The organism is Streptomyces sp. NBC_01264 (assembly GCF_026340675.1).
Classification (GTDB): Bacteria; Actinomycetota; Actinomycetes; order Streptomycetales; family Streptomycetaceae; genus Streptomyces.
Map to the genome: position 1 here is coordinate 595077 of NZ_JAPEOX010000001.1, position 14063 is coordinate 609139.

Annotated in this window: 11 protein-coding genes; 7 read left to right on the forward strand and 4 right to left on the reverse strand. The window is 73.1% G+C overall.

Annotated elements, in window-relative coordinates; all coding sequences use genetic code 11:
* Window positions 1–59 precede the first annotated feature (59 nt).
* Window positions 60–3437 carry a S8 family peptidase gene (locus OG435_RS02715; RefSeq protein ID WP_266875086.1) on the forward strand — a complete coding sequence of 1126 codons (3378 nt, stop codon included), beginning with the start codon at window positions 60–62 and terminating at the stop codon, window positions 3435–3437.
* A gap of 70 nt (window positions 3438–3507) precedes the next feature.
* Here OG435_RS02715 and OG435_RS02720 read toward each other — a convergent pair whose 3' ends face one another.
* On the reverse strand, window positions 3508–4461 hold the full coding sequence (locus OG435_RS02720; RefSeq protein WP_266875087.1) for a LysR family transcriptional regulator: 954 nt from the start codon (window positions 4459–4461) through the stop codon (window positions 3508–3510).
* 89 nt (window positions 4462–4550) lie between these two features.
* Here OG435_RS02720 and OG435_RS02725 point away from each other — a divergent pair, with 89 nt between their 5' ends.
* Entirely contained in the window at window positions 4551–5474 is a 924-nt protein-coding gene (locus tag OG435_RS02725) for a zinc-binding dehydrogenase (RefSeq protein ID WP_266875088.1), read from the forward strand.
* A complete protein-coding gene (locus tag OG435_RS02730; RefSeq protein ID WP_266875089.1) occupies window positions 5471–6529 on the forward strand; it encodes an alpha/beta hydrolase family protein in 1059 nt (352 codons plus the stop codon). Before OG435_RS02725 ends, OG435_RS02730 begins: the two co-directional genes overlap by 4 nt.
* Before the next feature lie 32 nt (window positions 6530–6561).
* On the opposite strand, the gene OG435_RS02735 is transcribed toward OG435_RS02730, so the two are convergent.
* The 3 genes from OG435_RS02735 to OG435_RS02745 all read right to left on the reverse strand — a co-directional run bounded on the left by OG435_RS02735 (window position 6562) and on the right by OG435_RS02745 (window position 10450).
* Window positions 6562–7041 carry a diadenosine tetraphosphate hydrolase gene (locus OG435_RS02735; RefSeq protein WP_266875090.1) on the reverse strand — a complete coding sequence of 160 codons (480 nt, stop codon included), beginning with the start codon at window positions 7039–7041 and terminating at the stop codon, window positions 6562–6564.
* A gap of 98 nt (window positions 7042–7139) precedes the next feature.
* Window positions 7140–9665: a discoidin domain-containing protein gene (locus OG435_RS02740; protein WP_266875091.1), complete on the reverse strand. Its 2526-nt coding sequence runs from the start codon at window positions 9663–9665 to the stop codon at window positions 7140–7142.
* 134 nt (window positions 9666–9799) lie between these two features.
* Entirely contained in the window at window positions 9800–10450 is a 651-nt protein-coding gene (locus OG435_RS02745) for an MBL fold metallo-hydrolase (protein ID WP_266875092.1), read from the reverse strand.
* Between the two features lie 139 nt (window positions 10451–10589).
* On the opposite strand from OG435_RS02745, the gene OG435_RS02750 reads away from it, so the two are divergent.
* Genes OG435_RS02750 through OG435_RS02765 form a run of 4 tightly spaced genes read left to right on the forward strand, consistent with a single transcriptional unit; the run spans window position 10590 to window position 14062 of the window.
* Complete coding sequence (locus tag OG435_RS02750; protein ID WP_266881505.1) at window positions 10590–11498, forward strand: GlxA family transcriptional regulator; 909 nt, start codon at window positions 10590–10592, stop codon at window positions 11496–11498.
* 53 nt (window positions 11499–11551) lie between these two features.
* Window positions 11552–12040, forward strand: coding sequence for an isochorismatase family protein (locus OG435_RS02755; RefSeq protein ID WP_430625562.1), 489 nt, complete (start codon window positions 11552–11554; stop codon window positions 12038–12040).
* Window positions 12041–12045: 5 nt separating this feature from the next.
* Window positions 12046–12648 carry an RNA 2',3'-cyclic phosphodiesterase gene (gene thpR / locus OG435_RS02760; RefSeq protein WP_266875094.1) on the forward strand — a complete coding sequence of 201 codons (603 nt, stop codon included), beginning with the start codon at window positions 12046–12048 and terminating at the stop codon, window positions 12646–12648.
* Between the two features lie 58 nt (window positions 12649–12706).
* Window positions 12707–14062 (forward strand): MFS transporter, encoded by a 1356-nt coding sequence (locus OG435_RS02765; protein WP_266875095.1) that lies wholly within the window; start codon window positions 12707–12709, stop codon window positions 14060–14062.
* Window position 14063: the final 1 nt, after the last annotated feature.

Sequence of the window (14063 nt, forward strand, 5' to 3'; positions counted from 1 at the left end):
CGGCGTGATACCCCACACGCAACACGCAATTGCATGCACACGAACGCGGGGGAACACGGGTGGGATTCATCAGGAGGGCCCGAACGGCGGTGCTCGCCGCAGCGGTGACGGGGACGCTGATCGCGGGCACAGTGTCGGCCGGCGCCGCGCAGGCACCGGCCGCAGGCACCACCGCACAGGACGGCAAGGGGGCTCCGGCCGGGGGCCGGGCGAAGAAGGAAGCGAGGCCGTCGGCGACGGTGACCCTGGTCACCGGCGACCGGGTCGTCGTCAAGGGCGACGGCAGCGTCGAGCAGCTGCTGCGCGGCGCGGGCCGTGAGGGGATCGCCTTCTCGGTGCGCCGCGAGGGCGCGTACACGTACGTCATTCCACAGGACGCCCTGCGACTGGTCGCCGACGGGGTGCTCGACCGGCGCCTGTTCGACGTCGCCGGGCTGGTCAGGGACGGGTACGACGACGCGCACCGCACCACGCTGCCCCTGATCGCCGGGTACCGGCGCGACGCCTCGGGGGCCAAGACCTTCGGGGCCGCCGGCGACACACTGGCGGCGGTCGCCCGCGACCGTCGCGAACTGCCCGCGGTGGCGGGCGAGGCGTTCAACGCGCCGAAGGCCGACGCCGCGGCCCTCTGGACGGCGGTCACCGGCCGGAAGGACGCCCGCATGCTGGGCTCCGCGCCCGTACCGCCGGTCGCGCACCTGTGGCTGGACGGCAAGGTGAGCGCCACCTTGGACAAGAGCGTGCCGCAGATAGGCGCGCCCGCCATGTGGAAGGCGGGCTTCACCGGCAAGGGCGTCAAGGTGGCGGTCCTGGACACGGGGGTCGACGAGACGCACCCCGACCTCAAGGGCGTCGAGACCCTGCAGAAGAACTTCAGCAGTTCGCCCGACTCCAAGGACCGGTACGGGCACGGTACGCACGTGGCCTCCACGATCGCCGGGTCGGGCGCGCGGTCGGGCGGCCTCTACAAGGGCGTGGCACCCGGTGTGCAGCTCCTGGACGGCAAGGTCCTCGGCGACGACGGCTTCGGCTCCGACTCCGAGATCATCAGCGGTATGCAGTGGGCCGTGGACCAGGGTGCGACGGTCGTCAACATGAGCCTGGGCGCTCCCGACGAGCCCGGCGTCGACCCCAAGGAGGAAGCGGTCGCCCAGCTCTCCGGCAAGGCGCTGTTCGTGGTGGCCGCCGGGAACGAGGGCGACAAGGCCCGCACGTTGCGGTCGCCCGGCAGCGCCACCGCGGCGCTCACCGTCGGCGCCGTGGACAAGCAGGACCAGCTCGCGGAGTTCTCCAGCCGGGGTCCGACCGCCGATGGACTGGCCAAGCCGGACATCACCGCCCCGGGCGTCGGCATCACCGCCGCCGCGAGCACGCAGGGCACCGATCCCGCTCCCTCCGAGGGGTACGTCGGCATGTCGGGCACCTCTATGGCCACCCCGCACGTCGCGGGCGCCGCGGCCCTGGTCAAGCAGCAGCACCCGACCTGGAGCCCGGCCCGGCTCAAGGCCCTGCTGACCGCCTCGGCCACGCCCAACCCGAAGAACAACGCCTACCAGCAGGGCGCGGGCCGCGTCGACCTGGTCCGGGCCGGCAAGGCCGTCGTCACGTCCACCCCCGGTTCCCTCGCCTTCGGTACGCAGCTCTGGCCGCACGCCGACGACAAGCCGGTGTCGAAGTCGGTCACCTACCGCAACCACGGGACCAAGCCGGTCACCCTGAAGCTGACCACGGCGGGCACCGACCCGTCCGGACGTCCGGCCCCGGCCGGGATGTTCACCGTCAAGGACGCCCAGCTCACCGTCCCCGCCGGGGGCTCCGCGACGACCACCGTCACCGCCGACACCCGCAAGGGCACGGTCGACGGCGCCTTCGGCGGCACCGTACTGGCCGCCGGGGACGGACAGGAAGTGCGCACCGGTCTCGTGGTCGAGCGCGAGGTGGAGTCCTACGACGTCACCTTGAGGCACCTGGACGTCAAGGGCGGGAGCCCGGCGACCTACTACACCACGGTCACCAGGCTCGGCACGGGCTCGGAGGGCCGCTTCGAGGTCCCGTACGACCCGAGCGGCACGGTCGTCCAGCGGCTGCCCAAGGGCGAATACCTGCTGGAGGGCGTCGTCTGGGGCCCGGACTCCACCCTGGGCTTCTTCGTCCAGCCGCTGCTGAAGCTCACCGGGAAGACCACGGTCACCTTCGACTCCCGCAAGGCCAAGCCGTTCGCCGTCACCCCGCCGGACCCGTCCGCGAAGCTGGTGAGTGCCTACACCGGGTTCTACGACGAGGCCGCGAACGTGTCCGACATGTGGTCCACCGACGGGGCGACGAAGATCCTCACTCAGCACCTGGGCCCGGCCACGCCCACGCTGCACGGGCAGTACAACGGCCTGTGGAAGACGCCGGGGGCCGCGGGCAAGAACATCGACTACCGGCTCGCCTTCAACCGTACGGGCACCTGGTTCGACGGGCTCGACCGCAAGCTGACCCTGGCCGACGTCGCCGAGGTGAAGCTCGGGTTCGGTGCCTCGGTCGCCGGGGCGAAGGGCCTGGTCCACGCCACGCCGACGGATTCCGGCGGCTACACCTCCGGAATCCAGGACCCCGCCCAGCAGAGCCTGCCGTACGCGAGCACCCAGTACGTGAGCGCCGGCGGAGGGATGCTCTGGACCTGGGTCGCTTCACAGGTCGACTCCCAGGGGGAGGCGCGCGCCATCTACACGCATGAGTCCCGGTCGTACCAGCCGGGACGGCGCTACACCTTGAACTTCAACACCGGTGTGGTCGGACCCGATCTGAAGGACGGGCAGTACCGGTACCAGGAGGCGACGCGGTACGGCGACTACCTGGACTTCAATGTCGGGCTGTTCAACGACGGCGCCGGCCACGAAGGATATTCCCTCACCACCGGCGGCTTCACCCGGCTGGAGTCCGGCGGCAAGATCATCGTCGAAACTCCGCCGGACGGCTGGCTGAGCGCCAAGGTACCGGCCGGCAAGGCGACGTACCGGCTGACCAAGGAGGCGACCCGCTCCACCAAGGACACCGCGACCAGCACGAAGGTGAGCGCGGTCTGGACGTTCACCTCGGCCCGTCCGGCCACGGACGAACCCGTGGCGCTGCCGCTGTCCACGGTGCGGCTGTCGCCGAAGCTGAGCCTGAACGGGACCGCGCCGGCGGGCGGCGCGCTGAAGGTGCCGCTGGTGCTGGGCGGGGCTGCCGCGAAGGACGGGCAGGTCGCCTCGCTGGCGGTCAGGGTCTCCTACGACGGGGGCAAGACCTGGCAGCTCCTCGCGGTGGCGACGGACGCGCAGGGCGCGCGTTCGGTGACCGTGAAGCACCCGGCGTCGGCCAAGGCGGCGTCGTTCCGGGTGGACCTGAAGGACAAGGCCGGCAACACGGTGCGGGAGACGATCACGAACGCCTACCTGCTCGCTCCCTGACCCGTCGCGTCCCGTACGAGGCTCCGGCCCGGCCCCGCATCCCGCGGGTGCCGGGCCGGACCCGTTCGTGTCACGGCGTGGTGGCGGAGCCCGGTTCGGGCAGCCAGTCGCGGGCCGGGTCGTACTCCAGCCAGCGGCTGCGCCCCGCCTCCGCGGCGAAGGCCTCCAGCAGCGTGTCGAGCAAAGGGTGCCCGCCGTCACCGCGACCACCGTCACCGCGCCACAGCAGCGACCAGGCGTAGAGGGGGGTGGGATCCACCAGCGGAACGGACCGGATGCCCGGGATCCGCGGGAGCGGCGCGTCGGCGGGCATCAGCGCGAAGCGGCGTACGTCCCCGGACAGGCCCGCCAGGAAGTGGTCCGCTCCCAGGTTCGGGCCCTCGGCGTGCTCGCGGACGGCGAACCGCTCGGCGAAGCGGTGCAGGAAGTCCAGCCGGTCGAGGGCGCCCGGGGTCCACAGCACACTGCCCGCCAACTGCCCTGGCCTCAGGGCGGCTTCCCCCGCCAGGGGATGATCCGCGCCGAGGACCACGTCCACCGGCTCCAGCCGCACCAGGCGGTGCGTCAGCCCTTCGGGCAGGGGCGGGTGGACCCGGCCGAAGGCCGCGTCGGTCTCCCCGTGGAGCAGCCCGGCGGCCACAGAAGGCAGATCGCGTCCGTGCCCCCGCTCCAGGGCCGGTTCGGGGGCGTGCGCGGTCAGTTGGGCCAGGGTCCGCATCGGTGCGTACAGGTGGCCCCATACGTCGACCCGTAGCGGCCGCCGTTCCTCCCGTACGGCGGCCAGGGCCCGGTCGGCGGCGGCCAGGGCGCCCCGGGCCGGCTCCAGGAAGCGCCGGCCGGCCTCGGTGAGCCGTACGCCGTGGCCGCCCCGGTCGAACAGCTCGGCCCCGAGCGCCGACTCCAGGCGGGCGATCCGCTTCGACAGGGCCTGCTGGGAGATCGACAGGGTCGTGGCCGCACGCCCGAAGTGCATTTCCTGGGCGGTCAGTACGAAGGCACGCGCCTGTGCGAGGTCCAGATCCACGTCGTTCACCTTAGGCGACAACCGTTGGTTGTCGGCTGGGCGCGGGCGTTGTTGGACGGTCCGCGGGCGCTGCCGCTTCCATGATCCGCATGCAGAGACTGATTCCCACAGGCGATCCGGCGCGTCCGGTGGAGTTCGCCGACGATGCCCAGCCCGTCCCGGCCGTGGACGAGGCCCTGGTCCGGGTGGAGGCGTTCGCGCCGAACCGTGGCGAGACCTTCCTGCTGGAGGACCCGCGGCCGGGGCTGGTTCCCGGGAAGGACGTCGCCGGGCTCGTGGTGCAGGCGGCGGCCGACGGGTCGGGGCCCTCGGTCGGCGCCCGCGTCGTCGGCCATCCGCCGCGGGGCGGCTGGGCGGAGTACGTCGCCGTGCCCACTCACTCCCTGGCCGTACTCCCCGACGGCCTCGACTCCGTCCGGGCCGCGGCCCTGCCGCTGGCCGGCATCACGGCCCTGCGACTGCTGCGCACGGCCGGAAGCGTGGCGGGCCGCCGCGTCCTGCTGACCGGTGCGGCGGGCGGCGTGGGCCACTACGTGACCGAACTCGCCGCCGCCTCCGGGGCGGAGGTCACCGCCGTGACCGCCACCGCTTCGCGCGGCGAGCGGCTGCTCGCGCTGGGAGCGGCCGCCGTCGTGCGCGATGTCGCGGAAGCCCGCGGCCCCTTCGACCTGGTGCTGGAGTCCACCGGCGGCGCCGCCATGCCGCGGGCGCTGGCCCGGCTGGCCGCCGGCGGCACGCTGATCTGGTTCGGCCAGGCGAGCCGGACACCGGTCACGCTGGACTTCTTCGATTTCTTCGCCGGTCCGGAAGGTGCCTCGATCCGGCACTTCCACTACGCCGGAGCCCCGTACGGCGAGGATCTGGCGACCCTGGTCCGGCTGGTGGACCAAGGGCGGCTGCATCCGGAGATCGGCCGGGTCGAGGACTGGGCACGGACCTCCCGTACCCTCGTCGACCTGCGGGAGCGCCGGATCCGCGGCAAGGCCGTCCTGACGACGGGAGCGGCCCGATGAGCGCGTCCGACCTCACTTCCGACCTCGGTCCCGCCTATACCTCCGCGTTCGCCGCCGCGCGACTGACCCGGGCCACCGGGGCCGGGCTCGATCCGCACGCGTACCTGCGCGCCGCGGAAGGGGCCTCCTCCCCCGGTGACTGGAGCGAATCGCTGATCCGCACCGCCCTGCAGTACGTCGACCGCGCACGGCGGGCGGCCGCGTCCGGGGCGCGGGTCTCGGCGGGCGCGTACGAGCAGGCGGCGGCGAGATGGTTCCACTTCGCCACCCTGGCTCCGCGCACCTCCGCGTCCACGGCCACCCGCCACGCACACGCCGCGGCGGAGGCGGACGCCGCCATGGGCCGCGCCCTGGCCCTGCTCGATCCCGGAGCCCGCCGCATCGACGGCCCCTCCTTCACCGGCCGGCTGCGCGGCCCCGCCGACGCACCGTCCACCGTGATCGTCGTCCCCGGACTGGACTCCGGCAAGGAGGAGTTCCACCGGGTCACCGCGGCCCTGCTGCGCAGGGGTTCGGCCGTGTTCGGCATGGACGGCCCGGGACAGGGGGCGCTCGCGGCCACCACGACGCTGCGCGCCGACTACGACCAGGTGATCGGCCAGGTCATCGACGCCCTCTCCCTCGACCGGGTCGGCCTCATCGGCCTCAGCCTGGGCGGCTACTACGTCGCCCGGAGCGCCGCCCTGGACCCACGGGTGGCAGCCGCGGCGGTGGTCAGCGGCCCCCACCGGATCGACTGGGATGCCTTGCCACCGCCGCTGTCGGAGCTGATCGCCCGGCGCGCCGGAGGAGCCACCGCGGCACGCGAGTTCATCGCTCAGGTCGACTTGTCGTCACTCGCGCCGCGCATCGGCTGCCCGCTCCTGGTGGTGGACGGCGGCCGGGACATCGTCCCGGGCGTCACCAACGGAGCCGAACTGGTGCGCCGGGCACCGAACGGCGAGTACCTCCTGGTCCCCGAGGGCGACCACCTCCTCGGCAACGCCCAACCCGACTGGCTCCCCGCCACCACGGACTGGCTCACCAGGGCCCTCACGGCCGGCTCGGCCACGTAGGCCGGCGCGACCGGCCCGGCGGGGGGGCGCTGTCAGGCCTCGGCGCGCAGGTCGGTCAGCTCGTCCGCGATCGCCTTGCGCAGCGGGTCGTGCCGGGGGCCCAGGGCGAACTGTGCGTCGGCCCAGTGGGCGCCGGGGTAGAGCCACACCGGCATGCCCACCAGGTCGGCCGGCTCCCACTCGAACCGTGGCCATACGTGGGCGTGCAGGAAGCCGTCGGTGTTGCCCAGGATTTCCAGGTTGACCCGCCGGAAGGCGGGATCCAAGCGGCGGGACGCCCGCTCGACGGCCTCTCCGAGGTGGTCCATGTCGGACAGGAAGGCCAGCCGTTTCGCCCTGGGCAGGTCGGACAGCCTCTCGACCTTGGGGTCGTCCGCCAGGAGCACCGAGTAGCCTGGCAGGAACTGCACGTCGCCGATCACGGCGAACCCCGCGGTCAAGCGCCTGAGCACCGTGGGGTTCTCGCCGCGCAGCGCGCTTCCGATCCGGTCCGTCCGCCAGTCATGAGTCATGGCCCGAGGCTAACGGGCGTCACGCGCGTCGTGATCGTGGGGGACGCCGGTCCCGCCGACCGGACCGGACCTCCGGCCAGCGGGACCTCGTACGCGGGTCAGGAAATGGTCATGAACCGGGCCGTGCTCGGTACTCCCTCCGCGTTCAGGGCGAAGAGCATGTAGGTCCCCGGCAGGACGACGCCGGGGTCGGCGGGCAGGGACACCGTGTACGTACCCGTTCCCGTGGCCGTGGAGGCGAGGGGGATCCGGCGCTGGTCGTTGTCGGTGGAGTGGGTCGCGGCCGCGGCCCGCATCAGGACGAAGGACGCGGCCGGGGTGGAGGTGGAGAGCGTCAGGGAGGTTCCGGGGTCGGTCGTGGAGGGTACGGTGCCCGTGATCTCGGGGCGTGGTTTCGGCGATCCGTCCGGGTTGAGCAGGTACGGCGGGGTGAAGACGGCACCGTCGGCGTGGTTGGTGGCGCAGTCGCCGCACAGGCCTCCGCCGCCGGAGAAGACCCGGCCGTCCGGCAACAGGTTGGCCACGCTGTGGTAGTTGCGCGGGACGGCCATGGTGGCGAGCGGGGTGAAGGCGCCCGTCGCGGGGTCCCACAGTTCGGGGGTCAGGACCGAGGTCGCGTCGCTGAAGGGGACCGGATAGCCCTGTCCGCCGAAGACGATCACCTTGCCGTCGGGCAGCACCACGCTGTTGGCGAAGGCCCTGGCGTACTCCATGTCCCCGGTGCGGGCGGTTTCGACCTGGGTCCCGGCGATGCTCACGGTGTAGGCGCGACGTGTGGCGGGGGTGTTCTGGTAGGCGGGCGAGCCGCCGAGGGTGAGGAGTTTGCCGATGTCGTAGGCGACGGCGTTGCCCGTCATGGCGTCGGCGCTGTCGGCCCGGTTGCCGGCGGGGGTGATGCTGCCCGTACCGGTGGTCGAGATCCAGTTCATCTGCTTGCTCGGGCCCAGTTGGAGCACCTTGCCGCCCGAAGTGGCGTGCAGCCACATGTGGTTGTCGGCGCGGTAGGGCCCGGCCGGGTCGGCCGTGGAGGCCTGGAGGGCGGGGACTCCCGGGAGCCCGCGCCAGGTCCGGGTGTCCGGCGACCAGGCCTCGGCGGCCTTGTCGCCCGCGGGTCCGCTCCAGGATCCGCCCAGGACGAAGGCCTCGCCGGTGGAGAGCAGCGTCATGGACTGGTAGCCGCGGGGGATGTTCATGTTCCCGGTGGCGGACCAGTCGTCGGTGGCGGGGTCGTAGATGCTGGCCTTCTCCGCGTTGCTGCCCCCGGTGACCAGCACGCGGCCGTCGGCCAGCATGGCTATGCCGGGGCAGAACATGTCGTGCCCGGTGTTGTCGATGCGGCGCTGGGTGACCTTGCCCGTCTTCAGGTCGAGGATCGCCGTCTGGGTGTAGCCGTTGCTGCCGCCGAAGCGGTCCACCGCGTACGCGGACCAGGCCAGGAGTTTGTCCCCCGGCAGGACGGCGGTGGCCACGGGGACCAGGGGGAACCCGGTGATCCGGCCCCAGGATCCGTGGACGGCGGGGGCGGCCGGCCCGCTCAGGCGGATCTCGGCGGCGGAGGTCCAGGGGCCGCGGGCTCCGGCCTCGGTGGTCACGGTCAGCCGTACGAACCGGGCGTTCGCGGTACGGGTGAAGGTGGCGGTCTTGACGGTGTCGTCGTCGCGCCAGGTGCCCGCGGCCACCGGTGTGCCGAAGGCGGCCCCGTCGGTGCTGGTGGTGACGGTGTACGCGCCCGCCCGGCCGTTGGGGCCGTTCGTGCGGGGGTGGTAGACGAGCGCGGAGACCGCGGCCGTGCGGTGCATGTCGATGGTGATGGTGTGCGGCAAGGGGGCCGGGGTGCCGGACCACTTGCTGTGCCAGAGGGTGCCCGTGTCACCGTCGAGGACGTGGGCGGCGCGGCCGTTCTCGCTGCCCGTCTCCTCGTCGCTCGCCGCGGCCGTCCATCCCGTCCGGGCCAGGTCCACGGTGGCCTCCGGGGTACCGGGGTCGCCCAGCAGGTTGATCTCGGCGGCGGAGGTCCACGGGCCGCGGCCGCCGGCCTCGGTGAGCGCGGTCAGCCGTACGAACCGGGCCCCCTGCGGGGCGAACCCGAGCGTCTTGGCGCTGCCGTCGTCCGCGAGCGTGCCGCTCGCGACCGGGGCCGGCCAGTTCACTCCGTCCGCGCTGACACTGAGGGTGTACTCGCCCACGCGCCCGTTGGCCCCGTTGGTACGAGGGGTGTAGACGAGCGCCGAGACGACCGCCGTACGGTGCATGTCGACGGTGATGCTGTGCGGCAAGGGGGCCGGGGTGCCCGACCACTTGCTGTGCCAGAGGGTGCCCGTGTCACCGTCGAGGACGTGGGCGGCGCGGCCGTTCTCGCCGACCGTCTCCTCGTCGCTCGCCGCGGCCGTCCATCCCGTCCGGTCGAGGACGGGGGCCGTCGGCTCCATCGCGTTCGCCGGCGCGACGCCGTGGTGCGGCGACTGCTGCGGCGCCTGCTCGCCGAGGGGCGCGGGGGTGGGGGTCGGGCTCGCGACCCCGAGCCACGGCGTGAAGCCGATCAGCAAGGCGCCGAGTCCGAAGGCGATGAGCAGCCGGGATCTGCGGAGTGCGCGGGCTGAGGCGAGGAAGCGCCTGGACTGCAATCTGACCTCCTGGGGCGAACCGGTATGCCCCACGGAAGATAGGTCAGTACGTCAGCAACTCACCCAAAGCAGAGAGTAGTTGACGCAAAAACGCAGCCAACGGCGCGATCCTGCGGGCAAGGGCGGAAAGCCCTCTAGAGCGGCACCGCACCGTCGGCGGCGAAGGGGCCGCCGTGGCCCGGGACGATCAGGTCCGCCGCGGCGAGCACCCGCAGCCGGGAGGCGCGCAATACCTCGCGGTCCGGGGCCACCGGGTCGTCGGCGGGGCCCTGCGCGTGCCACCACAGGTCGCCGGCGAACGCCACCACGCCGGAGTCCGTTCCGGCCAGCAGGGTGATGTCCTCGTGGCTGTGCCCCGGGGTACGGATCAGGCGCAGGGAGGGGGTGAGTTCGTAGCCCTCGGCGTCCCGGTTCGTCCACTGGTCCCCCTGGTACTCGACCTTGTGGTCGTGCACCCGGGCCCGGGCGAACAGGCCCACGTTCATGGTGTTGTCCGGGTGGTGGTGGCTGAGCACCACGTCGGTGATGTCCTCGGCGCCGAGGCCCAGTTCCGCGAGCGGGCCGAGGATGTCCGCGTGGCTCGCCACCATGCCCGGGTCGAAGATGAAGTGCCGGCCGGCGTCGGCCACGTAGGAAACGGTGGCGGCGACCCCGGGGCCGGTGGAGCCGACGTAGCCGGTGGTGAGGATCTTGTAGACGGCGCTGCGGCCGAGCGGCGCGTCGGTGCGGAGGTCCTGTCCGGTGGCCGTGGTGTCCGCCGCGATGTCTGTCTTCGTGTTCGTCATGGCTGCAATCCTTCCGCGTCGGAGAGGGGCGTACGAGTGGCACACCTGCCAGTGATCGCAGGATTCGTGCCAAACGTGGCAGACTGCCCCCGTGCCCCCTTTCACGACCGTCGCCGCGTACGTCCCGCCGGGTGCCGGCATGCTCGCCGTGGGGATCGTCAGCGAGGTCTTCGGCCCGCACGGACAGGGGCTGCCCGGCTTCGACTTCGCCCTGTGCGCCGAGCGGCCCGGACCGGTCCCCACCGACATCGGCGTACCGCTCGCGATCGAGCACGGCCTCGACCGGCTGGCCGCCGCCGATCTGGTGATCGCCCTGCCGGGGGCGGCTTTCCGTACACCGCCCGGTCCGGCGGTACTCGACGCGCTGGTCGCCGCCCACGGGGGCGGCTCCGTGCTCGCGGCCCACTGCGTCGGCACCTTCGCGCTCGCCGAGGCCGGGCTGCTCGACGGCCTGCGGGCCACCACGCACTGGCGGTTCGCCGAGCTGCTGGCCGACCGCCATCCGGGCGTCGCCGTCGAACCGGACGCCCTGTACATCGACGAGGGCAGGATCGTCACGGGCGCCGGAGCCGCCGCCGGCTTCGATCTGTGCCTGCACCTGCTGCGGCGGGAGCACGGGGCGACGATGGCCAATGCCGTCGCCCGGGACATGGTGCTGCCCTCGCACCGCGACGGCGGGCAGGCCCAGTACCTCGGCGCGCCCGTCCCCGAGGACTGCCGCGACGAGCGGCTCTCCGAGGTGCTCGCCTGGGCCCGCGACCACCTCCACGAACCGCTGCCCGTCACGGAACTGGCCCGCCGCGCCGTGATGAGCAAGCGCTCCTTCGCCCGCCGGTTCACCGCCGCGACCGGCACCACCCCGCACGCCTGGCTACGGAACCTGCGGCTGAGCAGCGCGGAGGAGCTCCTGGAGAGCACGGACCTGCCCGTCGAGGAGATCGCCCGGCGGGTCGGCTACGGCAGCGCGGCGGTCCTGCGCGAACAGTTCGTGCGGCGCAGGGGAGTTCCGCCCCGCTCTTACCGCCGCTCCTTCACGAGCACGCCCTAGCCCTGCTCTCCGGGGCCCGGGCCCCGGTGCACCCCTGTCCTATGATCGCTCCCGTGACCTCCGCGCTGATCCTCATCGACCTGATGCCCCGCATCATCGGGATGCCCGTCGCCCCGCACTCCGGTGACGAGGTGCTGGCCCGCTGCCTCCGGCTGGCCGAGGCCTTCAGGGCGGACGGGCGTCCGGTGGTGCTCGTACGGGTGGAGCGGCCGGGCGTTGCGGAGCAGCCGCCGGGCAGCGGCTTCGCCGACGGGCTGGTACGGGCGGGCGACGTCCTGATCGTCAAGCGGACCGTCGGGGCCTTCCACGGCACCGGGCTGGACGAGCGGCTGCGCGGCCTGGGCGTGGACACGGTGGTGCTCGCCGGGCTGGTCACCACGATGGGGGTCGAGTCCACGGCGCGGGCCGCGAGCGACCACGGCTACGAGCTGGAGTTCGTGGCCGACGCCATGTCCGGCTTCGCCGCCGACGAGCACGAGTTCGCCGTGGAGCGGATCTTCCCCCGGTTCGGGGACGTCCACGAGACGGCCGACTACATCTGATCACCATGAACGACCTGAACGAAGAGACCCGTCCCGCGACCGTTCGCGTGTTCATCGCCCTCGCCCCGCCCGACGACGCGAAGGAGGAACTCGCGCGCGAGCTGGGGCCCGCCTACGCCGCGTACCCGCACATGCGGTGGAACCGCATCGAGGACTGGCACATCACCCTGGCGTTCCTCGGCGAACTGCCGGTCGAGTCCGTCCCGCCGCTGCGGCCGCCGCTCGCGGAGCTCGCGGCGGCGCGCGGTCCCGTACGCCTGGCCCTGAGCGGGGGCGGTCAGTTCGGCGAGCGGGTGCTGTGGAGCGGGATCGACGGGGACCTCGACGGGCTGCACCGGCTCGCCGCCGATGTCCGGGCCGTGGTCAAGGAGTGCGGCATCCTCTTCGAGGACCGGCCGCTGCGACCTCACCTGACGCTGGCCCGCGCCCCCCGCAACGACGCCTCCTCGGCGGTGGAGGCCGCCGCCGGACTCACCGGGTTCGCCGGCCGGCGCTGGCGGACGGAGCGCCTGCACCTGGTCGGGAGCAACATCGGCCGGGGGCCGGGGCCGATCCACTACCGCGACATCGAAGCGTGGGACCTCGGAGGCGGAGAAGTATCTCCTTGACGCTAAGTCACTTAGCGCTAAGCTACTTCCCGACAATCCAATCGGGGGAGAGATCGACGTGGTCAAGGGCATGCGCGAGGAACGGGGGGCGGGCGAACGCTCGCTGCTCCTCGGGGTGGGCATCAGCTCGATCGGGATCGGGCTGTACATCCCCTTCTCGCTCGTCTTCTTCCACCACGTCACCGGCCTCTCCTTCGCCCTCGTCGGCATCGTGCTGACGGCGACCGGCCTGGCCGGGCTCGCGGTCATGCCGCTCGCCGGCTCGGCCGTCGACCGGTTCGGGGCCAGGAAGGCCAACCTGCTGCTCTACGCGGTCCGGGCCCTCGGCTTCGCCCTCTACCCGTTCGCCGGGTCGCTCCCCGCCTTCGCGGCCGTCGCCCTCATCACGGCCCTCGCCGACCGCTCCTTCCCCGTCGTCCAGCAGTCGCTCATCGGGGAAGTGGCCCGGGGCGGCGCCCGCGACCGGCTCCAGGCCTCCATCCGGGCCCTGCAGAACGCGGGCATGGGCGCCGGCGCCCTGGTCGTCTCCGGGGTCCTGGCCCTGTGGGGCACGGACGGGTTCACCTACACCGCCTGGGGCAACGCGGCCGCCTTCGCGCTCGCCGGACTGCTCGTCAGCCGCGTGAAGCCGGTACGGGAGCACGCACACGGCGAACCCGGCGCGGGCGGCGGCTCGGGTGGCGGCGCATCCGGCCCGGCCAGGCGTCCCCCTGCGGGCTACCGGATGGTGCTCGCCGACCGGCCCTTCCTGGGCCTGACCGCGGCCAACTTCCTGACCGCGCTCGGATACTCGGCGCTGTCCGTGCTCTTCCCGCTCTACATCAGCACCTGGCTGCACGGACCCGACTCGCTCACCGGTGCGGCCTTCACCGTCAACACCGCGCTCTGCGCCGGGGTCGGCGTCCTGATCGCGAGCCGGGTCCGCCGTTCCGGAGCCCGCCGCACCCGCGCCGCGGCCCTCGGGGCGCTGCTGTTCGCCGCCGCCTTCGTGGGGCAGATCGTGCTCGGCACGGTCCGGCCCGGACAGACCGCGACGCTGGTCACCCTCCTGGGCATCGTGGTGGTCTACACGGTCGGCGAACTGATCCACAGCCCCTCGGGCGGCGCCCTGTCGGTCTCGGCGGCGCCCGAGGCCGTACGCGGCCGTTACCTCGCCACGTACCAGCTGTCGTACTCCCTGGCCACGGCGCTGGCCCCGTCCCTCTTCACAGGGCTGCTCGCACTCGACGGGCGCCTGCCCTGGGCCTTCCTGACCGTCGCCGCGCTGGGCGCCGCGCTCGCCCTGACCCGGCTGGAGCGCCACCTCCCGGCGGAGGCGGTGCACACCGCGCGGCCGGTGCCGGTGGCGGCTGCGGCATCGGCCGCCGCACCGGGAGCGTCCACCCGTGAGGCCGCCGCGACGGCGACCGCCTGAA